Genomic DNA, 25,217 nt, shown 5'->3' on the forward strand with positions numbered 1-25,217 from the left:
GGGTAGGTATAAGAAAGATCAATTTCTCAACGTTAACAGTATTATGACAAAAACAATTACTATTGCCTTTCTATTGATTTCGAGCCTGTCTTTTGCTCAAAAAGCAGACTCAACAAAGCTTAAAGAGCTTGAATTTATTGAAAAATTCACGTATGCTGTTAATTCAGAGCTGTTTAATCCGGAAAAAAATGCTACAACAATAGACACTGATTATAAATTGCCTTGGGAGGTTTCTAAAACATACACTAATGAGCAACTAAAAACAGCACTAGATACGCTTATAAAAAATGCTACCATTAACATTAAAAAAGGGATGTTTACGCATCATATTGTTGAATTCAATTCCTTTTTTCCAGAGTTTATGGAAGATATTTCTTTTGATTTTTTCAAATTAACTATTAAATCAAATAAGATTGAACAAGACAACGAGGTGCTCGCTATTCAAGATATGGGTAGTACAGGATTTGGATCTCATTCCTCTTCAGGTTTTGCAAATAACACTACTTTTTCACATAATTGGAGAACCATTAGTAGTTCTTTTCCCATAAAATCAGAAATAAAAAACGAAGACTTTAGTGGCTCCATAGAATTTGAAAGTGGCTTTGTAAATGAGTATGATCATATAAAAATCACCAAATCAGATATTGGTAAAACCCTACAATTAGGAACGTATAATTTTACGGTTATAGATTATATCAATAATTCTGTGGTATTAGATTTTGAAAATAGTGATGTTTATTCCCAATTTTCAATGGTAAATACAAATGACAAGGGACAAAGAATTAGAGCAAAAGAAATGTCTTTTGCAAAACAAACAATGAGTAAAGACATGTATGATATGTTTAAATCAAATCCTGAAATTACTTTTGAAGCCTATAAAAAGGCTGTACACTCAAGGTTTGTAGTTCTGATGGAAGCAAAAATGAATGGAGCCTCTGAAGAAAATATATTTGGTAAGAAATATGTTGTAATGTCGTCAGGGAGCACGTTGGATAATACATATCTATATATGCCTAATTATATTCAAAAAACGTTCACTATTGCATATACTAAAGATCAAGAAGTACGAACACCTATCATGCCTAAACCAGTACCTTCTGAAGAAAAAATCAAATTGTATTTTGAAAATGAAAGTAGTGATGGTGTGTTACTCGGCCAAGACATTCAATTATTAGATGAAGATCTTAAGATGGTAGAAACAATAGCTGAGGGTACTTTTGTTAAGATTATTGGAAAAGCAATGTATTATTTTAATGAAAACAAGAAAGATTGGAGCTGTAACGGATATAAGTATGTAAAAATAAAGTACAACGATAAGGAATATATTGTAGCAGGCCCTAACGTATTTAAAATAGAAAAGTTGGATATTCAACCGTTGACTGAGGCCAATGAGATAGAATTGTTTACTGCAGAATCACGTGATTTTTTACAACCACTAAAACCAGAACAACCGTCTGATGCTATGGCGTTTTGCGATCATTTGTTTTATGCACCTATTATAGTTAAAACGATAAAAAATGGGACTTACAGTCTTATTACGCTGGAAAAAACGGGAGAAGATGCAAAAATAACCGATGCTTTTAAGGAAGCTAATTTCTTTCAATCAGGCAGTAATTATAAGACCTACGATAATATCAGAAGAATAGAAGATGGAGATAAAGGGATGCTATTTACTATAAAACGTCATCAATTTACGTATAAGGTCTTAGTGACTAAAAAAGCTAAAAAATACAGTGCGAGCTATATTAAATAATTAAAAGTAAAAAAATATTTTTCTTCAAAAAATACATAGGTCTGTTTATTACTAGTATCAGTACATAAGATTCTTATTTATTAAGAGATTTTTTGATTATTTAATCCTTTTATAGTTGCTAATCGAAAAGTTTACTATTGCTTAAATCCTTCATTAAATTGTGCTATTTCTAGATACAAAATACCTAAATTTGGGTGGTGGTTAAATGGGCCTATCATGTTATTTAATATCTAAAGTACATGATGCTTGAGCCATAACATTTTGTACATCAAGAAAAGAGTGTTTATTACCTTACCCTGTATTTTTTGTTGTGCCGAAAAACGACATGGCCTGTAAAAGGAATATGGCGGTAACGTAAGAAATCAATTAATATATTATTTATAATGAAGACCTTTAAATCTATAAAACTAGCTATTTTCGGATTGTTTTTTTGTTTAAATACTTTTGGACAATCAGCACCAAAGACTTTTGAAAATCCCATCTTATCGGGCTATCATCCTGATCCATCTATTTGTAGAGTAGGCGACGATTATTATTTGGTAAATTCTACTTTTGTTTGGTTTCCAGGCATCCCCGTTTACCATAGCAAAGATTTAGTAAATTGGAAATTAATAGGTCATGTAATTGATCGTCCAGAACAAATGGATTTCACGGGATTACCTGATAAACTTGGGGTATTTGCCCCAACAATCAGATATCACGATGGGCTATTTTATGTTATAAATACCTGTGTAGGTTGTGGTATGAATTTTTATGTTACCGCAACCAATCCGGCAGGTCCATGGTCAGATCCTAATTGGTTGCCTGAAGCTTCTGGTATTGATCCATCATTAATGTGGGATGACGATGGAACATGCTATTATACGGGAATGGTTGGTGTAGAAGACCCACAGTGGAAAGATCAATCTGTCATTTACAATCAGAAATTAGATTTAGAGCAAAAAAAACTGGTGGGTGAGCGACACGAACTAACGTTTGGACACGCAAATAATGCTTCGTATTCTGAAGGTCCACATTTGTACAACATCAATGGAAAATATCTATTGATGATTTCAGAGGGTGGTACCGGTTTGTTTCATGCCTTAACGGTTCATCATAGTGATTCTATAAATGGACCATATATAGCAGATTATATAAATCCGGTACTTACACATCGTAATTTGGGTTTAGATTATCCATTACATGCCATAGGACATGGTGATTTGGTACAAACGCAACATGGCGATTGGTGGTCTGTTATGTTGGGTAAACGCAATATTGATAGAATAACCATACTGAGTAGAGAGACGTTTTTAGCCAAGGTAGAATTTGAAGGTCAAACTCCTATTTTTAATCCAGGTTATGGAAAAGTTCGAATGGAACAAACACGTCCCAATTTACCATGGACACCCGTTGAAAAAGATCCTATCAACGACCAATTTGAGGGTGACAGCTTAGCACTTAAATGGTACACTATTCGCACGCCTAAAGAACCTTTTTACAGCTTGAAGGATGGGGAGCTCAAATTGAAACTACGCAAAGCGATAATGGACAGCTTGGTAAATTCATCCATTCTAGTACAACGAATAGAACATCACAAGTTTGAAGCTGTAACAAAAATGAGCTTTAAAACTTCTAAAGCCAATGAACAAGCCGGATTAACTATTTATAGAACCAATGAAAATCATTATACGTTATTAAAAGATAAAACTTCATTGGTGCTCTTAAAAACGTTCATGGGTAAAAAAACAGAAGTTACACGGATTCCTTATAAGCCTAAAGAAGTTTATTTGAAAGTAAAAGCGAATGATTTAGAGGTGCAATTCAGTTATGGTGCATCGATGGAATCACTACAACCCATAGGAGATAAACAAAGCCTTATTGTGATTGCCGATGGACAAGGAAATGCGATGTTTAATGGTCCTGGAATTGGTGTGTATGCTACCAGTAACGGTAAAAAATCAAATAATAATGCTGTTTTTGATTGGTTTACGTATGAAGAAAAGTAAGCTATTTTAACAAGTGTATATTCTTAAAATCGATATTCTAACTAAAAAATAGATGCTAATCTTAACGTATCATCTGAGGCCAATTGTATATTATGGTTAACTATTTAGTTACTTATTATGTTTCATAAAATGTATATTTGTTGCTAGGTTAATACTAAGATAACCTTATTCATAAAGTAGTAGATTAAGAATGATTAAACATTTAAGTATAACAGAGGGGCGATACAGCATTGAGTCAGGACTTGAATTATTGAACCCCCATATTATTTGGATTGATATTTTTAATGCAACCAAAGAAGAAATTACTGAAATTGAAAAGTATTTTAATGTTGAACTGTTTACTTCTCAAGAAAGTGAAGAAATTGAATCGAGTTCAAAATATAACGAGACGGAAGATGAAATAGGGATCAACTTAAACTTTTTACGTACTGAAAAACGAAATCATATTAATGAACCCGTTTCTTTTATCTTAAAAAAGAATTTTTTAATCACACAACGTGAGCAAGAATACAAAACGTTTTTTGACACCTATAAAAAGATTAAATCGGTACAACCTAAAAATGGAACTGATGTATTACTCAGTATCCTTGATACACGAATTGATTTTGATGCGGATTTAATTGAAGATTTAACGGATAAAATATCTGGTATTAGTAAAGGATTGGTAAAAGACAATAATCTAGAACGCGAAATTTTATTAAAAATAACGGCATATCAAGAATCAACTATTTCCATCCGTGAAAATATCATAGAGAAACAACGCATCTTATCAGCCATCTTAAAAAGTAAATTTTTTCCACAAAAAAATTATGAGATTATTCAAGTAATGATAAAGGATGTTGGTTCACTTCTAGACCATACCAGTTTTAATTTTGAGCGATTAGAATTTCTTCAAAATACGTTCTTAGGTCTCGTTAATATGGAGCAAAACAGAATCATTAAAATATTTACAGTAGTTACCGTTATTTTTATGCCACCTACGCTAATTGCCAGTATGTATGGTATGAACTTTAAATTTATACCAGAACTTGATAAACCTTGGGGTTATCCGTTTGCCATTGGATTAATGATCATTTCATCAGTGCTGACACTCTTGTTTTTTAAACGGAAACGTTGGTTGTAACACTTAAGCGATATATAGAAAAGATTATAAAAAACCCGAATGCATAGCCATTCGGGTTTTTCTTTAAGTACTTTTTCTTTTTCTTTAGTTTTATTCTAATATAAGATCATCATCCAAATTGTCTGGTGCGATAAGGGTTGGTAATTCATCTTCAAACAATTCAATAAATTCTTCGGCGGTCAATATTTTACCTTTTTTCTTGGTGTTGTTAGCAATGTTATGGCCAAAAGCGGCTGCTTTTCTTCTTTGATTTGGAGTTCCATGATGACTACTGCTTAGAAAACCGCAATCACCTATGGAATAAGACACTTCTAATACCTGTTGTACACGCTTCCAGTTCATGGTGGCACCTCTTTTATGCGTCAAATAATAAGCGGCGAAAGCATCTGCCATTAATTCTGTTCTTCGGGTACTTTCAGGAGTACCAAGAAATACTACATTTTTGGCAAATTGTACATGATGTCCATATTCATGAGCTAATATGGTTTGTGGTGCAACGTCGCCATAACCTAAATCTTCATAGGCAGTAAGTAGTCCGTCTCCCATAACAATTTTCTTTGGTGTTCCCCAAAAGTCATCCGCTCTGGCAGCAAACGCATTGAAAGTCAGCAAAGGGTGCTTAAAATTATCATATTTATCGCTACCGTAAACAATTTGCATTAATTCAGCTAAATAGGCGGCATCCTCAGGAGAGTAACCATAGAGTAACAATAAATTGGTTACCGTTTCTAAATCGTTAAAAACATTTCCATGGGCATCTCTTAGCAAAATATCCGTTGGAATGTTCCAAAACCTAAGCAAGTCTTTATATGTCCTATTCATTTGATTAGTAAACTGACCTTCTGGCCCATAATATTGACCTCCATCTACATTATCAAATACATAAGCGGCATCAAAAACAATGGATGCTCCCAGATTGGAATATAGGAATCTGTCATTATCGTCCCAATCCGCAATGATGCTTTGTACGTAATAATCTAATTCCGTCAGGTCACATTCATAATCATCACCATTTATAACCCTCTCTACAATTGAATTGTAATGGTCGTAATCTGCGATATTGGAGCGATTTATCCCTTGAATTGAGGACGATTTAGTGTTACTCGATTTTAATAAGGTTTCTTTTGATCGAAGAATGGAATTTATATTATTTCCCCTAATAAAAGTGAGTAACTCAGCCTTTGCTGATTCAACTTTAAGTGCTTGTAGTTCGGTGTCATTTGTGAGACTTTCAACAGGTTCTTCACTACAACTAGTAATGAAGAATAATGAAACTAACGAGAGTAAGAGTAATTTTTTCATAAGTATAGGGTTTTATGTTAATTTTTATGAAAATAATCATTAAAATTGATCTTCAATGGCGTTCTAGGACGAGACAATGCGTTTAATGTCCGTAGCCCTTATATTACTTATCAAGCATTTTGAATTCGGGAATATAAAATTTTTGAAAAAGGAATTTCATTAATATAATCGTGTTCATAAGTATAAATGGATAATTGATAAAACGGCAACTTAAAAAGTAACCAATTAAAAAATACGATCTTTGTCACGGCCAAAAAAACAGAAACGACTATGCCTGATAAAACAAAACCTAATTTCTGGTTAGATCTCATTTCACAATTTATGGAGCTCTTTTTAAAAAGTTCCAATAAACGTAAACGAACCTATCACCAACATGTAGTTCCTTATGAAGACCGTTGGGCGGTTCGTCGTGAGGGAAATAAACGCATTACTTCTAAACATAAACTACAAGAAACTGCCATTAGAAAAGCAAAGCGATTGGCTAAAAAATACAAAGCCGATGTTATTATCCATCGGCAAGATGGCACCATAAGAGATCGGATTAATTACGATTAAAAAAAGGCCATTTTTGTTGAAATTAATCCTTAAAATTTCAATATTTGATTGTTTTTGCTCATAAAACTTTCACGGCCGTTGGGAATAAAAATTTGGAGGCTTTGAAAAAGCACACATGCTTTTAGTTTAGTACTTAATAGCTTTGTTTGTTTTAGGTGTACCTTATTACTTTTCTGTCCAGATTGTTTCAAATGTTACGCATACTACTAGCATTTCTTCGGTTGGTTTCTCACCACTTTCTTCCAATACACTTTCAAAAAAGTCCCAATGTGCTTTTTTCCATTTTTCTAGGGGTTCAATATCCGTCCCCATATCCAATTCAGCATAATCTTTGGAAATCTTATTGAACGGAATGGTATCTACGCTGCTATTTTCTATGATCGCTTTTGCTTTACCGTCAAAATCTGTTATTATTTGTTTTGTTCCAACTTTTGGGATGTCAACATTGTATTGTTTATACAAACTATATAATCCCGATGAAGCTTTCTTTTTTCCATTTATTGTTAAAACTGCTAGTCTATTGGCGTCTTCTCTATTATTATGAAAAAAATCAGATTCCGGTATTTCTTGGTTTTTAAATTCAGGATTTGATTTGATGTAGTTATTCCACATTTCATAGACAGATTGGTCAATTTGGCTCTCACTTTCTGATTCCGTCACTATATCGCCATTCGTATCCGTCTCCATTTTTGTTTCTGTCTTTGGCTCGTTTTTACAACTCATTAGAATAAAAATCAATACAATAGCTAAATGTTTCATGGTTTTTTTAGGATTAATGGCATTAAATGATATACCCAATTGCAACTCGGTTTATTGGTTTTCAATAATAATCTTATTTAAATTTTCTGCATCCAATTTGTCTCCAATATTTTTTAAATCAATTTCTTTTCCATCTTTCATTTTTATTTTTAGAACGGAAAGTTTATTAGCATCTAATCCTGAGGAAATTACTCTATTCAGAAGAAACATTGTGATTGAAAATGTGCTTGGCGTAAATTCAATATTTGCAATGTCTTTGTGACGAAAAAACTCCCTTTTAGTAAACATGTTCAATAAATTAAATTCCTTTGTTTCTATTCCAGATTTAGTAGCGGTTATTGATTTTTTTTGTGTTGCTATGAGTATGATAAATGCTAAAAACAATATCATGAATCCATTAAAATAGGGATCATCATTAAAAATCAGAATAAAATAAATGGATGCCCCTAAGGCAATTAATCGTAGTACTATTATTGAATAGGAAAATTCATGAATCTTATATAGTATCCCCTTAACGTTTTTATCCATTCTTTTCTAAACTTAATGAGTTGCTACCTTTTAATTTACAGTAGCTTGTTTTTTTTATTAAAATTAAAGCATGTATTTAAGACAAGTTTTGTAACGCCTTAATAATATCTTCAGGCTCCGAACGCGTTCTGTAATCAACGTTAACATAATTCCATATAACTACTTCGTCACGTCCAACTATAAATGTTGCTGGAATTGGTAATATATTACTATTGCCATTATTAATTTTTTCTAAATCAAGTTTTCTGCCTACACGCATATGTTCCTCCAAAAACGCTGGTACTTCCCAGGCAACTCCATACTGCGAAGCAACTTTGGCTTCTTGGTCAGAGAGCACAATAAAGTCCATTGCACTAATTTCATCTTTTGTCATTGATCCATCAGGCACTTGTGGGCTAATGGCAACTAATGTAGCACCCAATGCATGAATTTCATCTAGTCGGGCTTGCAAGGCTCTAAGTTGTAAGTTGCAATAGGGGCACCAATTGCCGCGGTAAAAAGTAATAACAACGGGACCTTTGTTTAGCAAGGCAGCTAAAGATATTGAATTTCCTTCAGGGTTTGGTAGCTTAAAACTAGGAGCCTTTTGCCCAATTTTAATGGCATCTTTACCTTGCTGAAAGTCCTTTGCTTGCTTGATAATAGCATCTACACCTTTCATGAATTCAGGATTAGCTTGTCGACCTGATTCAATTTTAGCATCAGTTAGTTCTTTTAAATATTTCATAATTATGTTTACTGTTTAAAGGTGTATGCTGTTAACTTATTGAATTAAACAATTAATGATTACTACTGTTTTTAGCAGTTTTTAATTATTTAACATTTCAGTTTTTACTCACGGTTGTTTTTTTCGGGTTGCCATTACATCTGGCTAAGCTGCGTTGTAATGCAGTTTAAGTTTTGTTCAAAGGAGTTAGAATTTATTCTTGGTTTTCGTTTTCTTTAGTTTATTATCTTTAGAGTACTTCCAAAACCATTCAGTGTGGAGTATATTATTGTTGGTTTGCATCAGTTTTCCATCTTTTCCAAAATGACCTTGATAAATTTTATTATTGTTTTTATCGTATTTGAATTTATAAATTGAGACGCCTAAATTGTCAACCGAGGGATTTCTTAGCGAGTCTAAATGTGATTGTTTTGTAATGTTACCCTTCTTATCATATTTATACTTTATGATAGCAAATCCTAGGTTACTATTAAGGAGTTTTCCGTTTTTATCTACATTCCAACTTTCCATTAGCTTTCCATCAGAATGATAATAATTAACTGTAGTTCCATGAGCTCTTTTTTTCCAATGTGGGTTTTGTGCATGCACTATGTGCAAGAACATAAATGCGGCTATGACAAGAATTGATTGTTTCATTTTTTAATACATTATAATGATAAATATATGCACCAGTACATATACTCTAACTATAACAAAGATAAGAACTATTGTTAGTCGTAGTTTAGAGTTTCATTAGACTTTTAATATCGTTTTATGTTATACCCAGACACTTTTTAATATGAAACTAAAACGGTTGCTATTTTTTGCAAATCAGATTCCGTGATTTCTGTTTTGGGTGCTAATGGAAAAATTTGTTGTCCGGGTCTGCTCACAAAAGCGGCTCTCCAACCCGCCCAAAGTGCACCACCAACATCCCAACCATGAGCTGCAATGAGCATACATTCTTCAGGTTTCACTTCCAATTTCTGTGCTGCCCAATGATAGGTATCTGTAAAGGGTTTAAATTTACCAACCCCTTCAATACTCAATATTTTATCAAAAAAGTCAGTTAAACTAGCACTTTCAAATTGCTTTTGAACCCCTTCGTTTGATGAATTGGTGAACGCTACTAATGTATAACCCGCTTTTTTTAATTGAGTTAACGCTTCTTTTACTTCACGATGTGCAGGTAAACCACGCATACTTGTAAGAATAACTTTACGAGCATCTTCTTCTGAGATTATAATATTGTTATTTGCCGCTACCATTTGTAAGGCTGCTGCACCAATATGCCCAAAAGGTTCATAGCGTCCACTAGCCGAAACAACTAATGAATAGTGTAACATTGTGGTAAACCATAATGATAATAGATCTTCTCTACCATCGAGGGCTTCACCAACTTCCTTTTTCATTTTTGTGAGATCTAAAAGTGTCTCGTTAACGTCAAAGAATAATACTTTTGGTCTGATTTTAGTTTCCATTAGGGATTGATTTTTTATATAAAAATATATTTAAAAGTACGAATACAATATATGAAATTGGCATTACTGGCGGCTTAAATTCCATGGGCAACACTTCTGCAGGGACATAAGGATGTAAATGCGTATAAACAGCAACGATCATCATTACAATAATAGATAAATTATCTAAATAGAATAATTTATTTCTTACGGATGTGTTTAAAGAATTTCCTTTAAAAGCCAAAAATAGCATTAATAATCCAATACCAATTTCACTAAATTTTACAACATATTAAAATTCCAATAACCACTAATATAATTTCTCCAATGGCTCCAACTATCACAAAAATAGGAAATATAGTCAATTGCGGTTTCTCGTTTATTTATACGTTAGTTAGCTATTTAAAATAAAATTCAATGTAGCTGATAATAATTGTTATATGGTACTGGAAGTCAATTGTGTAATTTGCTAAAATGAAAGGTCTTTTTTAGATGTTAAAAACGAATAGTACTATTTTTTTTAAGGGCATACAATAAAGCGGTGAATGGTCAGTTATATAAGTCTGGAGAAATGGCAGAGTGGCTGAATGCAGCGGTAATTTATTACTGTAGAGGGTTAAACCTCCGAGGGTTCGAATCCCTTCTTTCTCCGCAAAAGGAAACCCACAACGAGAGTTGTGGGTTTTTTGTTTTCCCAAACGTCGAAAATTTATTTTCGTAAGAGAAAGGAAAACAAAAAAACCAAAAAAACACATCGTGTTTTTGGGTTGCTATGCTTGCTCAGGATAGCCTTTCTGGGATCACGACCGTAGGGAGTAATCCTTGAAACATATTTTCGTAAGTGAAGGGAAAACAAAAAAACCAAAAAAACACATCGTGTTTTTGGGTTGCTATGCTTGCTCAGGATACCCTTTCAGGGATCACGACTGCAAGGAGTAATCCTAGAAACATATTTTCGTAAGAAAGGGAAAACAAAAAACAGACATGCGAAGCATGTGGTAGTTTTTATGCTTGCTCAGGATACCCTTTCTGGGATCACGATCGTAGGGAGTAATCCTAGAAACATATTTTCGTAAGAGAAAGGAAAACAAAAAACCCAAAAAAACACATCGTGTTTTTGGGTTGCTATGCTTGCTCAGGATACCCTTTCTGGGATCACGACCGTAGGGAGTAATCCTAGAAACATATTTTCGTAAGAGAAAGGAAAACAAAAAACCCAAAAAAACACATCGTGTTTTTGGGTTGCTATGCTTGCTCAGGATACCCTTTCAGGGATCACGACTGCAAGGAGTAATCCTAGAAACATATTTTCGTAAGAGAAAGGAAAACAAAAAACCCAAAAAAAACACATCGTGTTTTTGGGTTGCTATGGTTGCTCAGGATACCCTTTTGGGATCACGACTGCAAGGAGTAATCCTAGAAACATATTTTCGTAAGTGCAGGGAAAACAAAAAACCCAAAAAAAACACATCGTGTTTTTGGGTTGCTATGCTTGCTCAGGATACCCTTTCTGGGATCACGACTGCAATGAGTAAACCTTTTTACATATTTTCATAAGAGAAAGGAAAACAAAAAAACACATCGTGTTTTTGGGTTGCTATGCTTGTAAAGCACGTTATCATAGCATTGTAGTAAAAGGATAGCGTAAATTAAGTTTAATTTCCTTTTGCAATAAACTCTTAAAACAGGCTTTACTATTGCTAAATTAGCGTTAATATATGATCGGAAATATAAAGGTACTTTAGTAGAAAATTAGTGTTTTTTTATTTGTACTGCACCAGAGTACTTTGTTATGCCTAGTTTTTTTAAGTTGTGCTGTATCCTAAGCTTCGAATTTTTTCTTTAATTTCTTTGTCTAACGGTTTTCGTTCTGTCACAAAGTTAAAATGTTTTAGTGTAGCAGATAATTTTTGATTTATAATATTATCAAATTCAAGTTTTAAAGACCTCGTAATTACTAAGGTATTTAAAACTTTTAAATGTTCAAGTCCTTTCAGCTTTATTAATCCTTTACAATTAATAATTCCCAGTCTTGAAAGTGACTTCATTTCTGAGTCAAACTCAATAGTTTCTATGTTTCTTTGATTTTCAACTTGTAGATATTTCAAATTTTCAAATCGACTTATGTTATGAAGTGATTGTAAATTTTTAATCCATAGCAGTTTGAGTGTTTCTAGCTGTTCTCCATTAATTTCGTCTATATTTTCTCGACTTCCTAAACTAATATGAAGATTTTTCAACTTCTTTAATTGGTTCACAAAATCCAACGGTTCTTTTTTACTTATGGAACTTAAGTGAAGTGTTTCTAGGTTTTCTATTTTTCCAATAGATTCTAAATTTTTGAATTGCCCAGAGATTCCCAACCAATTTAATTTTTTATATCCTTTTAGATGTTCAAGATTTAAATTTTTAGTATCACCTAAATTGAGTTCTACAATACTTTTTAAATTATCAGAATTTAATATCTCAATCTCTTTAAAATCTTCAATTCCAATAATAAGTTTTTCTAAACGCTCTAATTCAGATAATTGATTGAGATTTTTAACTTTTTTGAAACAATTAATCGAAAGACTTTTTACATTTTTAACTTTTAGAAGTGTTTTACAATCAAATATTTTATTGCTGTGTCCATAAAATCGAATTTGAAGATTATTATTTAATTCACTGGCCAAACCATTCAAATCGAAAAGCATTTCATAAGTATATGTGCTATCGTCAAATTGTACGATAACATTATTTCCTAATTCAACTTCAGACGCTATAAAATGTTTATCTATAGTTTCTGGATTTGTGACCCATTTTATCTTCATTTTTGTTTTTTTAATTTACGCACAACGGTAAGTATATGAAGCATCGTATCCCGAGGGTGTTATGATTTCATATTTAGTGTTGCATGCCCTTTTTTTATTCAATAAAAATTAATTCACTCTTAATGTCAGAGTTCAGGTTGTTGAAAATATCCCACTCTTCTTTTAATTCAAATGGTTCTGAGTTTGCTAAATTCCAATTCCCAAATGGTAATGTTGCTCTTCTATAATATGTCGAATAATTTTTTCCGTAAACTTGATTTTCTTTCAGTTCATAATTAGTTTCAAAAATCATAGCTCGCATTACAGCAACATCTACAATTTCTTCAGTTTCGTTTATCCAACCAAATTCTATAACTTTTGATATTACTTTACTTGAGTGCTTATCAATTTTTTGAGCAAAAGTTAAAACATTTACTTTTCCTTTTTTATAATCATCATAGTAACGAGATGATATAAAAGTCAATCCAATTTTCTTAATTGTTTCAATTATTGATTGTATTTTACAATTTAGAAGAGCTGAAACTGCATAATCGTCAAAATCATTTGCTATTGCTCTATTAATCGATTTTTCAATCCATTCATTCGTTCCGTGGTTATACTCAGTCCAAAAGGGTTTAATTCTGTTTTTTAGCCAACCAGAAGTATGCATTGCTCCAATAACATTTATTTTCATATCGACAGAATCATTATAAACTACTCCTGCAAAAGCTGACATAACTTTATGGTCTTTATCAGCTTGAATCAATTTATCTAATGCTTTTTGTGTTTTCATAGGTTCTTCTTAAATGGCTTATCACGTGTTTGTAAATGGTTTGCTTTGCCAGTTCGCTTTGCTCATGTGTTGCATATTTCAAGCATCTAATTTAGCAAATACAAACCGTCCTGATGCTTCGGGGATTCGTAAGTAAGCTCTAACTAGCAATAAATGATATATGGAGTTGGTAACCGTTTTTAATTTTCAATAATTTTCAATTCTTTATTTTTCATAGCCTTTTCCCAACCGGACGGGAAAATTCCGTGACCATTTATATTTATGTTTTTCATTATTGTCTTTACATTGGATTGAATTTCAATTGGCAATTTGTAAAATTCTTTATCTACTTGCGTGTGTCTCTCATCATCAAGTATTCCATTCTGATGTCTTATCACTCTTTTATTGCCTTTATAATATATTACTATTTTTATTCTTCCATCTCCGGTATCATTCATTCCAAAAGTTCCATAAATAATTATTGGGTCAGCAATACCATCTTTGTCATAGTCATCTAAACTAAAATATTTCGTCCAATGGGAAATTGAATATTCGTATGAATTAGGAACAATGAAATCTTTTAATTTCCATTCCATTTTATAAGTTTTATTTTGAAATAAATAACAAAAAACTTTTATTGAATCAAAACATTCTTTGCGTTGTTCGCAGTCAATTTTATTTTGAGTCATTATAACAAAGTGTTTTCCAATTTTGTCATTATACTCGTATATTCTGTAAATTGAATTATCTATTTTTAATTGCTTTCTAATATTCTCTGTAAACGTAGATTCAATTTCCTGTTTAGATAATTGTTTATTTGTAACATTAGATGTTTGTCCGATCGAGAAGTTATAAATTAAAAGGAATAATAGTATTAAGGTTCTATTCATTTTTTTAGGGTTATCAACACAGTTATATATGCACCATTACATATATACGCATCTCACAAAGATAGAAAATAAAGTTACTTATGGCTTATCGTTTATTTATACGCTAGTTGGCTATTTAAAACTTAGAAAATTTATTTTCGTAAGAGCAGGAAAACAAAATCCCAACGATTTTTCGGACCTTATAAATATACATGGACCTTGGCGTTTAATACCAAAATCGGCATTACTTATAGATGTTTTTAGCAACTGGCTTTTCCATCAGAGTTTGCCGTAAACAACTTTCAATTCCGTTCCGATGACCTTTTCTAAATCGGTAAAAAAATGACTTTTGAATTTACCCCAATTCCAAAAAATAAGACCGAAATTCCCAAATCCCCAATTTGGCTTAAAATCGAATTTAGTTATAGAATTTTTAGAGGAACAATTAGAACATTTTACTAAATCAGAATCTGATTTAGTATACCAATGGTCTAATGAATTTTCCCAATTCTCTTCAATTTGATTTTGTCCACAATTTGGGCATTTAACTTGCTCGAGTCCATTTCCACCATTTTCAAATACTGTTCGTTCTGTTATTATTTCAACTCCATTTGTTTTTAAGTCCCAAAATCCTTCGTTTTGTTTTTCAAGAATAGCACCGAAATTTTCTGCAGGTCTATGTCCCGTCGAACCTAAAACACAATCTGAGAGTTCTTTCTGAATAATTTTTTTTTCAGTTAAATAGCTAAAAATTCTTTTCGCCAATTCTTGAGCATCTGTCGGATTAGTTTTTTCTGAAACTATTGATATATAATGGTCACTCATTTTATTATTTCGTGTATTCAGTGAATTTCCCTTTGTATTTAAAATGTCCTAAAGTAATTTCAAAACTGTCGTCGAATTGCATTAGTTCAACTTTATTCTCTAAATAAAACTTTCTTATGTTGTTAATTTCGTGAGTGTTAATCTCAAATAGTCCTTCTTTAAATATATTCTGTCGTGATTCAAATAGTATCAATTGAAAAGTCAAGAACTCTTCGGTAGTTGTTGGAAGGATCACTATTATATCGTTCCCAGGTGATGATTTTAAAATCTTTATTTCTTCTAATGCTGACTCTAAATCAGTATCGTAGGTAAAATTGAAATCTGTAAGAATATCTTTATCTTTTACGGTTAAGGTAGTTGACTCGGTCTCCAGATGAAGATCTAAGAATAAATTAAACTCTTTCAAAACAATTTTGTATTCTAAGTTTTCAACATTTTTACCAATGGATTCTATTTTTCGATTTAATTCTTCAAATTTTAAAGTTGATTGATTGGCCTGTTTGCTTTTATTTTCAAAAGAATAGAACACAAAAGGCAAAATGACTATGGCAATCATATAACGTAAACCTTTATTCAAGAAAATAGTTTCCATAGTGGTGTTTTGTGTTTATTTTTAATTGTTCTAACGGTTTATAATAAGTTTTGTAGCGATTTTAAAGAACTAATTTAGTTAATAATTACTGCATAGAATTCCGAGACCAAGTAATACGAATAGCCATTGTTAAAGTAATTTCTTTCTTAATATATTATTCTGTTCTTAAAAATTCTTGAAACGATTGATTATTAGAATCACCTCCAATATATAGTTTGTCTTCATTTCTTGTTTCTCCTTTAGCAATAAACAAATTAAACGATTCTGCATCTCCAAGAGGGACATTGTTTTTTTCTCTAAAATATACAAGATGAGGATTGCCACTATTTTCAATCAAAATGAAAGGTAATTTTTTGGTTTGCTTCTCAAATACAAGGAATCCTGCATGATATATGATTTTATCAGTAAAATATTTATAGTATTTTTTTGGAATTAATTTAAGTACTGTAGTGTCTTTTATACAAATAAAACTATTTCCTGTTTTTTCAGATTTCCAAGAGCCATCAATGGCACTGGCAACAACATTTTCTTCGTTGAAAGTGTACTTTAGAATAGAATCATTTTGACTATAAACATTTACAGTTAACGTCAAAAAGAAACAAAAGATAATTGCGATTTTCATGATTTTAGTTTTTTATGTACTACAACACAGTTGTATATGCACCATTACATAAATTCCGTGTATCACAAAGATAGGAAATAAATGGAGGTGTAGTTTCTCGTTTATTTTTACGCTAATTGGCCATTTAAACGTCGAAAATTTATCTTGGTAAGAGCAGGAAAGCAAAAGCCATAAAAACACCTTGTGTTTTGGGGTTCTAGATTCCCATTTTAAGGCCTACTGTGTATGCTTAGATACCAAAAGAAATACACGAATAAAAAAGGGGATTTTTCCCCTTTTGCAAGTTTATAAAATAACGTAACTTGTTAAACGATTCTGATCTCCTAACGTATTTACTTTTAAAGTAATACGTAACGCACAAATGAATTGATCCCCTGAACGGATCACTATAAGGGAGTTACCATCTAAACTGATGTCAATGTTGGTTGCCCTTATAAAAAACCTTCCACCATGAAAAAACAGTATATCGTTCTTTTAATACTTTTGTTATTCTCTTCACACAACATTCTTCAAGCACAACAACTCGAGCAAAAAATTGACAGTATTTTGGAACTCCTGTCTTTAAAAAACAAACCAGGCGTAGAGCTATTCGTTAAATCTAAGTCGGACGTGTTGTATCATAAAGCATTTGGAAATGCAGATTTGGACTTGAAAATACCGTTAAAAATCAATTCGGTCTATAACATAGCAAGTGTAAGTAAAGAATTTACTGCCATGAGTATTTTGCAATTGGCAGAAACGGGAAAACTTAAGCTGGGTGATGCTATTAAAAAGTACCTTCCTGAGTTTCCAACTGGAAATAGCGTGATTACCATAGAAAATTTATTGACCCATACCTCAGGTATAAAAAGACACACAACGTTGGCATGGGCAGAGCAAGAGGCTAATAAAAGTTTTCAAAACAGTTTAGATGTTATCAATTATTTTAAACAAGATTCGCTCGATTTTAAACCTGATGAAAAACATGCCTATGTGAATATGAATTATATTTTGCTTGGGTATATTATTGAAAAAGTTTCAGGACTTTCATATGAAGACTATATCAAACAACATATTTTTGAACCTTTAGAGATGGCGGCTACTTTTTATCCAACAGACGGTCAAAAAATTGCGAATAAACCGATCGGTTACGAAATTAAAAACAGTGCCTTTGTGCAACACAGACCGCATTCGTATAGTCAATTAAAAGGGGCTGGTGGTATTCATAGTACGGCTCAAGATTTAGCAAAATGGTATCGTGGATTGGTCAATTTTAACGTGGTGTCAAAAGCATTATTATACAAAGCATGGTCACCATATACGGTACTTGACAAGGCACTTTCCAATTATGGATATGGATTTTATACGGACGAAAAATTTGATAAGTTATCTGTTTTTCACAATGGGTTTATTTTTGGGTATGCTACTTCTGATCTATATTTTCCAGAAGATGACCTGCTAATTTTGGTATTCTCTAATGTGAGTGCTATAGAAACTATCAATACAAATACTATAGCATTTGATGTGGCCTCTGTTGTTTATGACGACCGAAAAGTAGAACTAACCGAAGATCTATTGGAATCGTATGTGGGTATGTACGTAATGAAAGAAGGTTTTAAGGCAGAAATAACGCGTACCGGCTTGCGACTTTTTGTAGAAGTTGATGGACAACCTGCCAATGAACTCTTTGCCACCACAAAAAACACATTTCGTGTCAAGGACTTTCCCGCAAAGGTGGAATTTAAAAACGACGGACCAACCACAGAAATTGTATTAGCAATGGGGCCAGATCGTTTTGAAGGTGTAAGGGAGAAGTAATGAGGTAGCAACGGCTATTTTAGACCCTATAAATTACGACTAAAAAAAGGCTATTAACGTAATCTGAAGAGCCTTTTTAAGTAGTGTTTTTTAATACTATTAACGCAAGTTAAGCGTATTTAGTAAGGCTTGTGCCTGTGCTTCCGTAATAACAATATCATTCTTTGCAAAATTGGTTACAACTTTAGAAGCTGAGGGTGCTGGTGGACCAGCAATTATGGTGGCCAATTTTTCAGATGTAACAGTGATACCGATGGTTTTAAGATATGCTGCTCCAGGTGTAAAATTGGGTCCTCGACCTTGTTCGGCTCCATCTCTTTGTTCTGGTCCATCACCTTGTCTTGGATGTTCACCTTGTCCAGGTCTTCCTCCAACGTTTGTAATTCCGTCAGGAAAGGAAACCACACGATTGTTTTTTACGGTAGTAGCATCTCCTGCAGGTGTTTTTGTTACATTGCCACCACGAACAAGTCGTACATGATGATAAAAGACTTCAATACCTGAGCCGTCAGAAACCTCTTCTGATTTTGTATCGAATACAACCGCTCCAGCACCATGCAAATCATTACCCTCCATATCTGCACAATAACCCGCAGCAAGCATCCAAGCATAGGAGTATCCCGGTTCTATTGTATCAGTTGCATTGGCATCATGATGTAGGGCATCAATGTAAGGATTGTTAGTACTTGACCAATAAAAAGGATAATCGGTTTGACCCTTTACATCTTTTAGTGTTGTGAGATTAAACATGGTCGTATCCATTGCAGGAAAAACACCGGAATAATCGGCAATGCTTTGCAATTCTTTGATATTTGGTAAACGCCAATCCTCATAGTCAGCGACGGTAGCATTTTCGGCATAGGCCAAAGCAGCTTCCCAATTTATAGCCTCTCCATTGTCATTTTTAGACCACATTAACCCTGTGGCTTTATCGGTAATTGTTTCATCATTATTGTCAACAAAATTATTGATACCATAGTTTTTATTACCACGCACGGCTCGTACAAATCGGTTACCGCTCATGGCTTTAATATGACCCGTCCAATCGTTAACAATAAACGACGGCTCTCCTTCTAATTGTTGGTTCTGATAGTCACTTTTTACAAGATACCGATTGCTAGTCCATGAATGATGTTGACGTTGTTCTGAACCATCACCAACAAGGTGAAAATAGTCTGTGTCTAGCCAAGGCCAACCTTGTGAAAAATCTCTAATAGACCATAATTCTTTAACGGTGGGCAAACGCCAATCGTTGTAACCACCTGTGGTAAGGGTATCACAATACGATGAAGCCTCAGACCAAGGCATCGCCATTGTAGATAAATTCTGTGTCCAAACCAGACCTGTTACATTGTCTGTAATAACGCCATCACCAGTATCGGTGTAGCTTGGTTTAATACCCGTATATTGTGCATCTTGTCCGTAAAAGGCTTCCCCTTCTTTGGGCCCATCAATTTGATTGTAATTATCATAACTAAACCCTTGATTGGTGTCTACAATAGGATAGGTTAGATCTGAACTAGTGGCCAATTCACTTTTACAACTGATTATAAGTAAAGTGGTACATAAAGAAGTAAAAAATAAAATTGACTTCAATGATTTTAATTGCTGTACTATTTTCATAACCGAATATTTAAAGGTATTTATTTACACGTAAAAATACGCTGCCTTGCTCTCAAGGAAAAGGGAAATCTACATACGGGTTATTTCTATGTATACTTAGGCCTATTTTAAGGACGATTAAAAATAATAACGCTGTGTTTGTGTATTTATGAACACTGTAAAGTAGGTGAAGCAATACTATTGAAGACATAGTATTCACGTGATAAAGCTTACCTATAAAAGGTTGGAAATGTTAGAATCTATAAACAAAAGCGTATTATAAAAGACCTGATTAAATGCGTTACTCCACACTCTGCTCCACAATATACGCTTGGTTGGTATCCATATTCTTTTTGTAGAGATTTCTACTTACAGGGTAGGCTTTAAATTCTTTGGTGGTAAAACCGTTGGCCATGATTTCGTTCAGGCTTGGTGCATTCATTCCCTCATCTAGCCAATCTTCAAGATTAGCATCATCTAAAACCAGTGGCATTCTTTTTTGCTTGTTATGTACTTTAGTAAAAAAGGGATTAGCAGGCATGGTAATTATAGTTGCCGTATTGGTTTGAGCATCTATTTCGTTATACAACCCTGCAAATAGAAACAGATCACCTTCGGGATACGCTTCTGACGGTTGATAACAAAAATTGGGTATGACTACACCATTTTCATGATGCGGCTCAAAAAAGCCATCTGCTAGAATTAAACAGCGTTTATGTTGTGCACTTTTTTTATAAGAATTTCTTTCAAATAGCGTTTCGCTCTTGGCATTTAAGGTGTTGCTTTTTTTATAAAATGCTGCGGGATCGTTATGTGCCCAATCTGGGACTAATCCCCACTGAGCGGGAGTTATTAATGTGGGCGATTCCATCTTAATAATATACAAGTTACCATGCGAAAAGCCGTTTAAATGAAAGTAGTGTTTGTACTCAGCAGGGATTTTAAAATTGGCGGGAATCATACTGAGCAAACGTTGCTCAATTTCTTCTCGTTTTTTCCGCAATGCCGTTGAATAACACATGATATTTATTTGAGTTAAAAATAAACATTTTTTAATAATTAGCCATAGTTCTCTAAAGCGGAAATATTCCTGTAATACATAGCAAATTGCCTTATGGTTGGCAATCCAGAAGTAAATACCCTACGCATCTGCTGTCAATCATTTAAAGGCCATTAAATCCCTCAACAACCATATACATAGAGATACGCACAGTAACTTACTTCAGATAACAAGTCATACACGTTACCTAATTTTTCACCAAAGGTTGTCTTTAGCTCCTCTTAGCTATTAAACTCCTTTACATGTTCACTTAAATCGTACACACGCACGTCTTTTAATACTTTCTCTACAATACTGGCACCTGCGGCACTCCGATAGCCACCAGCACAATGCACCACAATGGGTTTATCTGTGGGAATGGTTTTAGCCGTTTTACGCAATTCATTTAACGGAAGTGGCAGTGCGTTTTCAAAAAACGAGCCTTCGTTAATCTCGCTTATATTACGGATATCAACAATGGTATACTGATCAGGATGTGCTTTAAAATCTTGAAGGTTTAAGGGTTTATCTGCTATTAAATTTTCTTTAGGCAGGGTTATTACTTTTTTCAATTGCTTTTCGTAACCAATTTTTGCCACACGGTGCAAGATCATTTCGAGGTCTTGTGGTTTTTCAATGACCAAACTGAACTTTTCCTTAGGTGCGATAATGGCTCCTAACCAGGTTTCAAATTTAGAATCTTCAGAGGTAGCTTCAATATTCAGACTCCCTTTTAAATGTCCTTTTTTAAATTCAGTAACTGCCCTTGCATCCACAAGGAGCCCTTTGGCTGTAGTATTCAATTTAAAAGACACTTTGGCAATGGATTTACGAAGGTTTTTAGCACCTCTTTTATTCAGCATCACATTATAGCCAAAATAGGAAGGTATAAACGGTTGACTTTCCAATAGTGTAGCTACAAACTGTTCCTTGGTTTGTTCTTTAAATGCCCAATTTCCCATCCGTTCATTCCCTAATGTACTACTGGCGGCATCACTTAAATTTTTTCCACAAAGTGAACCGGCACCGTGGGCGGGATAGACCAACGTATCATTGGGTAGGTTCGTAAATTTATGGAGCATGGTTTCGTACATGGCTTCCGCCAATTCTTTACGTTTCGCGGTCATGTTACCCGCTTTTTCTCTTAAATCTGGTCGGCCAACATCACCAATGAACAGGGTATCGCCAGTAAACAATACTTTTTTATCTCCATTTTCAGCCACAATAGTTATACTATCGGGCGAATGTCCCGGAGTATTCATCGCGGTTAGGGTTGCTTTTCCTATTTTTATACGAATGCCATCATCAAAAGAGATGTGAGGATAGTCGGCCCCTAATTTTTTACTATTGTAAATGTTAGCACCTGTTTCTTTGTGGATTTGTAAATGCGAACTCACAAAATCGGCATGCGGATGCGTTTCAATAACGGCTATAATTTTAGCATTGTTTTCATATGCAAACGCATAATATTGCATAGGGTCACGTTCTGGGTCAACAATTGCCATTTCACCATCGCTTACTACGGCATAAGAGAAATGCGATAAAGGTTTGTATTCAAATTGTTTTATTTTCATGATGGTTTACATTTTAAAGCTATCAATAGTTGAAAAAATTACACGGAGCTAAGGAAATTCTGAATCCACCAACGGATTATTACCCTAGAAATAGGCAATTCTTTAAACGTTATATTGCATATTCTTTAAGGATAATCCCTTACAAGTAATGCATTTTTAAGTTGTTTGTTAAGACTCTTAAAGGTACGTCTTTATTTTAAAATTACCACTAATTTAGGTCCTAAAAACAATCCTTTTCGTCTCGTTATTTTTACGATGCTGGCTTAAACGACATCCTTATCCATAACGCCAACGTGTTGGCTATGTAGGGTTCCATCCCATACATGGTAAAAACCCCCATTTACCGTGTTTTTACTCAGCAGTTAATCACTAAATTTGTACTGTGCTGTCGCCAAAAAAGGAGGCACCCATTGCATTAAAACTTAATTATGCCTATAAAATTCAGTACCGTTTGTCTTTTCTTAATAACGATGTTATATCAAACGACTATGAACGCTCAAAAAGATACTATTTATTACGATCAGGATTGGGACAAAACCACAAAACCGAATGCCCATTTCTACCGCCCGCTACCTATGGAGCAAGACGGCGATAGAACGTTGTTTAAAGACTATTATATTGATGGCACCTTGCAATTTGAAGCGTGGCAAAAAAAGCTGGATACTACAGAAACCGCATTTTTTGGTTCCGATGGTTATTTTTATGATGGTACCGTAATTTGGTATTATGCCAACGGTCATAAAAAGACAGAGGTAAACTATAAAAATAGAAAACAAAACGGACCAGAAATCACCTATTATGAAAACGGTGCCATAAAAAAAGAGCTTGAAATGATAGAGGACGAACAGCAATCTTCCAAATCGTATACTAAAGATGGAAAATTACGAACCGAATTACAGTTTAAAAATGGCCGCCCTGAAGAAGGTATCAGTGACTGTTTTATTCAGTATAAAGAAGGGGCAAAAATAGGCGAGCAATTGTATTATGAAAATACGACCCTATTGGCCTATGAACGTGTTTGCCCCGATAAAGGCTGTTACGCAGAAAACACACAAATTTATTATGACAAAAAAGGAGGTATTCTTCAAGAAAATACCTGTGATGGTGAAGAAATTATAGAAGGTGCCGAAATTGTATTTTTTGAAGGAGACGATTGTGGCTACGTAAAAGGAATAAAATCTATTACAACGATAAAAAATGGTGACTTTAATGGACCCTATACCAGGTTTGATACCGACGGAAACGTACGCTATAGTGGTACCTATAAAATGCATGAACCGTACGAAGGTACTTTCGAGACTACTGAAAATTATCTTACCTACGTCACAATCTATACAAACGGGACTAAAAATGGAACCGAAACCGTATGGAATAAAGAAAAGAAAATTGCAGAAGGGGTATATATAGAAGGCGTTAAACAAAATGGTTCTTTTGTAGTACAACGACAATTTACAGGTTGGTCTAAAATACCCATCATTTTAAATCTAAAAGACGGAAAGGAGGAAGGCCAGCAAAAATTCTATAATACAGCCAGAGACATCACCATGGGGTATTACCATGCCAAAGCAGGAAAAAAAGACGGAGCCTATGCCGTATTTGATTATGATGGTGAAGTACTTGCTCAGGCCACCTATAAAGACGGAAAACCGTTTGACGGTGAAGTACTGATTAATGACGAATATCGTTTGTATAAAAATGGAGAACGGGTCAGAGAAAACGTAGTGGTTGATGCTGTAGCACAAGAACGAATGGAAGCGTTTTCTAAAGGATCTGACACCATTGAAGGTGGATATAATATGGGGGGATTTGAAATGGCAGGTTCTATTATTTTTTTAGATACCCATCAGTTTTTCTTCTCGTTAAGTGTGGGCAGTTTAGATTTAACTACTTATGGTGCGTATCATTTAAAAAATGGAACCTTAAAACTACAGGTTCCTGAAGAGCAAAAGCAGGACTTTGTAGTCTATGGTAAAAACGATCCTACTTTAAAAGATACCGTACAAATTCAATATTATAATTACAATGCTCGCAGCAAGCCTGTACTGCAATTGAACAAGCAATGGGTTACCTTAGAAGATGTAACGCAACAAGAAGAGGAAAGGTCGAGCCAGCGTAATGAAACGTTTCAAATAGACCTCAAAAAATTGTCTACCCTAAAAATTGGCATTAAATCGCCATCTGATAAAGGCATTCAATTAAATAGCCTACTAGAAGCGGAAACCGTAAACGATTATAATAGTTTTATTATCGCGTATAATGTATCTAGCAGAGAAATTAAACAATTTGAAAATGCTACTTTTACATTCAATGGAGAAAACTTGGTGAGTGATGGTAAAGAAAAACAGAAAAGATCACTTTCAGAAGCCGATAAGGAAAATGTGTTGGACTATATTATAGAAAACAGGGCATTTCCGAATACCATTCAAAACGGGAGCTATACAAAAGTAAAGCTGAATTCAAAAGCCAGTACTCAAAAAATTAAGAAGTATACCCAACTTATGAAAACGGAAGAATAGGGTATTGTAAGTATATAAAATGGGGGAACCCACATTACTAAAAATT

At 33.7% G+C, this 25,217-nt stretch carries 23 protein-coding genes and 1 tRNA gene; 8 read left to right on the forward strand and 16 right to left on the reverse strand.

Annotated elements, in window-relative coordinates; translation table 11 throughout:
- Positions 1-43 precede the first annotated feature (43 nt).
- The 3 genes from FF125_RS09370 to corA all read left to right on the forward strand — a co-directional run bounded on the left by FF125_RS09370 (position 44) and on the right by corA (position 4,864).
- Positions 44-1,753, forward strand: a complete 1,710-nt coding sequence (locus FF125_RS09370) for a hypothetical protein (protein WP_138949521.1) — start codon at positions 44-46, stop codon at positions 1,751-1,753.
- A 383-nt stretch (positions 1,754-2,136) separates the two neighbouring features.
- Positions 2,137-3,741, forward strand: a complete 1,605-nt coding sequence (locus FF125_RS09375) for a glycoside hydrolase family 43 protein (protein WP_138949522.1) — start codon at positions 2,137-2,139, stop codon at positions 3,739-3,741.
- A gap of 190 nt (positions 3,742-3,931) precedes the next feature.
- Positions 3,932-4,864, forward strand: coding sequence for a magnesium/cobalt transporter CorA (gene corA / locus FF125_RS09380; RefSeq protein WP_138949523.1), 933 nt, complete (start codon positions 3,932-3,934; stop codon positions 4,862-4,864).
- Between the two features lie 90 nt (positions 4,865-4,954).
- Here corA and FF125_RS09385 read toward each other — a convergent pair whose 3' ends face one another.
- On the reverse strand, positions 4,955-6,166 hold the full coding sequence (locus FF125_RS09385; protein ID WP_138949524.1) for a hypothetical protein: 1,212 nt from the start codon (positions 6,164-6,166) through the stop codon (positions 4,955-4,957).
- A gap of 270 nt (positions 6,167-6,436) precedes the next feature.
- Here FF125_RS09385 and FF125_RS09390 point away from each other — a divergent pair, with 270 nt between their 5' ends.
- Complete coding sequence (locus FF125_RS09390; RefSeq protein ID WP_138949525.1) at positions 6,437-6,721, forward strand: DUF2188 domain-containing protein; 285 nt, start codon at positions 6,437-6,439, stop codon at positions 6,719-6,721.
- 165 nt (positions 6,722-6,886) lie between these two features.
- Here the strand turns inward: FF125_RS09390 and FF125_RS09395 are convergent, their stop codons facing one another.
- The 6 genes from FF125_RS09395 to FF125_RS09420 all read right to left on the reverse strand — a co-directional run bounded on the left by FF125_RS09395 (position 6,887) and on the right by FF125_RS09420 (position 10,418).
- Positions 6,887-7,480, reverse strand: coding sequence for an ASCH domain-containing protein (locus FF125_RS09395; RefSeq protein WP_138949526.1), 594 nt, complete (start codon positions 7,478-7,480; stop codon positions 6,887-6,889).
- Positions 7,481-7,531: 51 nt separating this feature from the next.
- Positions 7,532-8,008 carry a hypothetical protein gene (locus FF125_RS09400; RefSeq protein ID WP_138949527.1) on the reverse strand — a complete coding sequence of 159 codons (477 nt, stop codon included), beginning with the start codon at positions 8,006-8,008 and terminating at the stop codon, positions 7,532-7,534.
- 76 nt (positions 8,009-8,084) lie between these two features.
- A complete protein-coding gene (locus tag FF125_RS09405; protein WP_250629723.1) occupies positions 8,085-8,669 on the reverse strand; it encodes a peroxiredoxin-like family protein in 585 nt (194 codons plus the stop codon).
- A 252-nt stretch (positions 8,670-8,921) separates the two neighbouring features.
- Positions 8,922-9,371 carry a hypothetical protein gene (locus FF125_RS09410; protein WP_138949529.1) on the reverse strand — a complete coding sequence of 150 codons (450 nt, stop codon included), beginning with the start codon at positions 9,369-9,371 and terminating at the stop codon, positions 8,922-8,924.
- 137 nt (positions 9,372-9,508) lie between these two features.
- Positions 9,509-10,195, reverse strand: coding sequence for a haloacid dehalogenase type II (locus tag FF125_RS09415; protein ID WP_138949530.1), 687 nt, complete (start codon positions 10,193-10,195; stop codon positions 9,509-9,511).
- Positions 10,185-10,418, reverse strand: coding sequence for a hypothetical protein (locus FF125_RS09420; RefSeq protein WP_138949531.1), 234 nt, complete (start codon positions 10,416-10,418; stop codon positions 10,185-10,187). Before FF125_RS09420 ends, FF125_RS09415 begins: the two co-directional genes overlap by 11 nt.
- A 321-nt stretch (positions 10,419-10,739) precedes the next feature.
- Here FF125_RS09420 and FF125_RS21895 point away from each other — a divergent pair.
- Positions 10,740-10,826, forward strand: a tRNA-Lys gene (locus FF125_RS21895).
- 1,153 nt (positions 10,827-11,979) lie between these two features.
- On the opposite strand, the gene FF125_RS09425 is transcribed toward FF125_RS21895, so the two are convergent.
- The 3 genes from FF125_RS09425 to FF125_RS09435 form a co-directional block, all read right to left on the reverse strand.
- Positions 11,980-12,984: a hypothetical protein gene (locus tag FF125_RS09425; RefSeq protein ID WP_138949532.1), complete on the reverse strand. Its 1,005-nt coding sequence runs from the start codon at positions 12,982-12,984 to the stop codon at positions 11,980-11,982.
- A gap of 94 nt (positions 12,985-13,078) precedes the next feature.
- Complete coding sequence (locus FF125_RS09430; RefSeq protein WP_138949533.1) at positions 13,079-13,756, reverse strand: hypothetical protein; 678 nt, start codon at positions 13,754-13,756, stop codon at positions 13,079-13,081.
- 179 nt (positions 13,757-13,935) lie between these two features.
- Positions 13,936-14,625: a M949_RS01915 family surface polysaccharide biosynthesis protein gene (locus FF125_RS09435; RefSeq protein ID WP_138949534.1), complete on the reverse strand. Its 690-nt coding sequence runs from the start codon at positions 14,623-14,625 to the stop codon at positions 13,936-13,938.
- 28 nt (positions 14,626-14,653) lie between these two features.
- Between FF125_RS09435 and FF125_RS09440 the strand changes: the two genes are divergently transcribed.
- A complete protein-coding gene (locus FF125_RS09440; RefSeq protein WP_138949535.1) occupies positions 14,654-14,899 on the forward strand; it encodes a hypothetical protein in 246 nt (81 codons plus the stop codon).
- On the opposite strand, the gene FF125_RS09445 is transcribed toward FF125_RS09440, so the two are convergent.
- The 3 genes from FF125_RS09445 to FF125_RS09455 all read right to left on the reverse strand — a co-directional run bounded on the left by FF125_RS09445 (position 14,884) and on the right by FF125_RS09455 (position 16,643).
- A complete protein-coding gene (locus FF125_RS09445; RefSeq protein WP_138949536.1) occupies positions 14,884-15,429 on the reverse strand; it encodes a hypothetical protein in 546 nt (181 codons plus the stop codon). The genes FF125_RS09440 and FF125_RS09445 overlap by 16 nt on opposite strands.
- A 4-nt stretch (positions 15,430-15,433) precedes the next feature.
- On the reverse strand, positions 15,434-16,021 hold the full coding sequence (locus FF125_RS09450) for a hypothetical protein (RefSeq protein WP_138949537.1): 588 nt from the start codon (positions 16,019-16,021) through the stop codon (positions 15,434-15,436).
- A gap of 154 nt (positions 16,022-16,175) precedes the next feature.
- A complete protein-coding gene (locus tag FF125_RS09455; protein WP_138949538.1) occupies positions 16,176-16,643 on the reverse strand; it encodes a hypothetical protein in 468 nt (155 codons plus the stop codon).
- A gap of 450 nt (positions 16,644-17,093) precedes the next feature.
- Between FF125_RS09455 and FF125_RS09460 the strand changes: the two genes are divergently transcribed.
- Entirely contained in the window at positions 17,094-18,440 is a 1,347-nt protein-coding gene (locus tag FF125_RS09460) for a serine hydrolase (protein WP_138949539.1), read from the forward strand.
- A gap of 99 nt (positions 18,441-18,539) precedes the next feature.
- Here FF125_RS09460 and FF125_RS09465 read toward each other — a convergent pair whose 3' ends face one another.
- From FF125_RS09465 to FF125_RS09475, 3 genes are all read right to left on the reverse strand, one after another.
- Entirely contained in the window at positions 18,540-20,063 is a 1,524-nt protein-coding gene (locus FF125_RS09465; protein WP_138949540.1) for an Lcl C-terminal domain-containing protein, read from the reverse strand.
- Positions 20,064-20,343: 280 nt separating this feature from the next.
- Complete coding sequence (locus tag FF125_RS09470; RefSeq protein ID WP_138949541.1) at positions 20,344-21,063, reverse strand: SOS response-associated peptidase; 720 nt, start codon at positions 21,061-21,063, stop codon at positions 20,344-20,346.
- Between the two features lie 260 nt (positions 21,064-21,323).
- Positions 21,324-22,655 carry an MBL fold metallo-hydrolase gene (locus FF125_RS09475; protein ID WP_138949542.1) on the reverse strand — a complete coding sequence of 444 codons (1,332 nt, stop codon included), beginning with the start codon at positions 22,653-22,655 and terminating at the stop codon, positions 21,324-21,326.
- 428 nt (positions 22,656-23,083) lie between these two features.
- On the opposite strand from FF125_RS09475, the gene FF125_RS09480 reads away from it, so the two are divergent.
- Positions 23,084-25,171 (forward strand): toxin-antitoxin system YwqK family antitoxin, encoded by a 2,088-nt coding sequence (locus tag FF125_RS09480; protein WP_138949543.1) that lies wholly within the window; start codon positions 23,084-23,086, stop codon positions 25,169-25,171.
- Positions 25,172-25,217: the final 46 nt, after the last annotated feature.

The organism is Aureibaculum algae (assembly GCF_006065315.1).
GTDB lineage: Bacteria > Bacteroidota > Bacteroidia > Flavobacteriales > Flavobacteriaceae > Aureibaculum > Aureibaculum algae.

Bases quoted from the DNA above. Each gene is read 5' to 3' on its own strand.
- FF125_RS09400 (WP_138949527.1), bottom strand. From the start codon at position 8,008: ATGGATAAAAACGTTAAGGGGATACTATATAAGATTCATGAATTTTCC.
- FF125_RS09460 (WP_138949539.1), top strand. From the start codon at position 17,094: ATGAAAAAACAGTATATCGTTCTTTTAATACTTTTGTTATTCTCTTCA.
- FF125_RS09385 (WP_138949524.1), bottom strand. From the start codon at position 6,166: ATGAAAAAATTACTCTTACTCTCGTTAGTTTCATTATTCTTCATTACT.
- FF125_RS09455 (WP_138949538.1), bottom strand. From the start codon at position 16,643: ATGAAAATCGCAATTATCTTTTGTTTCTTTTTGACGTTAACTGTAAAT.
- FF125_RS09405 (WP_250629723.1), bottom strand. From the start codon at position 8,669: ATGAAAGGTGTAGATGCTATTATCAAGCAAGCAAAGGACTTTCAGCAA.
- FF125_RS09375 (WP_138949522.1), top strand. From the start codon at position 2,137: ATGAAGACCTTTAAATCTATAAAACTAGCTATTTTCGGATTGTTTTTT.
- corA (WP_138949523.1), top strand. From the start codon at position 3,932: ATGATTAAACATTTAAGTATAACAGAGGGGCGATACAGCATTGAGTCA.
- FF125_RS09480 (WP_138949543.1), top strand. From the start codon at position 23,084: ATGCCTATAAAATTCAGTACCGTTTGTCTTTTCTTAATAACGATGTTA.
- FF125_RS09415 (WP_138949530.1), bottom strand. From the start codon at position 10,195: ATGGAAACTAAAATCAGACCAAAAGTATTATTCTTTGACGTTAACGAG.
- FF125_RS09475 (WP_138949542.1), bottom strand. From the start codon at position 22,655: ATGAAAATAAAACAATTTGAATACAAACCTTTATCGCATTTCTCTTAT.
- FF125_RS09395 (WP_138949526.1), bottom strand. From the start codon at position 7,480: ATGAAACATTTAGCTATTGTATTGATTTTTATTCTAATGAGTTGTAAA.
- FF125_RS09390 (WP_138949525.1), top strand. From the start codon at position 6,437: ATGCCTGATAAAACAAAACCTAATTTCTGGTTAGATCTCATTTCACAA.
- FF125_RS09445 (WP_138949536.1), bottom strand. From the start codon at position 15,429: ATGAGTGACCATTATATATCAATAGTTTCAGAAAAAACTAATCCGACA.
- FF125_RS09470 (WP_138949541.1), bottom strand. From the start codon at position 21,063: ATGTGTTATTCAACGGCATTGCGGAAAAAACGAGAAGAAATTGAGCAA.
- FF125_RS09440 (WP_138949535.1), top strand. From the start codon at position 14,654: ATGCACCATTACATATATACGCATCTCACAAAGATAGAAAATAAAGTT.
- FF125_RS09425 (WP_138949532.1), bottom strand. From the start codon at position 12,984: ATGAAGATAAAATGGGTCACAAATCCAGAAACTATAGATAAACATTTT.
- FF125_RS09435 (WP_138949534.1), bottom strand. From the start codon at position 14,625: ATGAATAGAACCTTAATACTATTATTCCTTTTAATTTATAACTTCTCG.
- FF125_RS09465 (WP_138949540.1), bottom strand. From the start codon at position 20,063: ATGAAAATAGTACAGCAATTAAAATCATTGAAGTCAATTTTATTTTTT.
- FF125_RS09450 (WP_138949537.1), bottom strand. From the start codon at position 16,021: ATGGAAACTATTTTCTTGAATAAAGGTTTACGTTATATGATTGCCATA.
- FF125_RS09370 (WP_138949521.1), top strand. From the start codon at position 44: ATGACAAAAACAATTACTATTGCCTTTCTATTGATTTCGAGCCTGTCT.
- FF125_RS09410 (WP_138949529.1), bottom strand. From the start codon at position 9,371: ATGAAACAATCAATTCTTGTCATAGCCGCATTTATGTTCTTGCACATA.
- FF125_RS09430 (WP_138949533.1), bottom strand. From the start codon at position 13,756: ATGAAAACACAAAAAGCATTAGATAAATTGATTCAAGCTGATAAAGAC.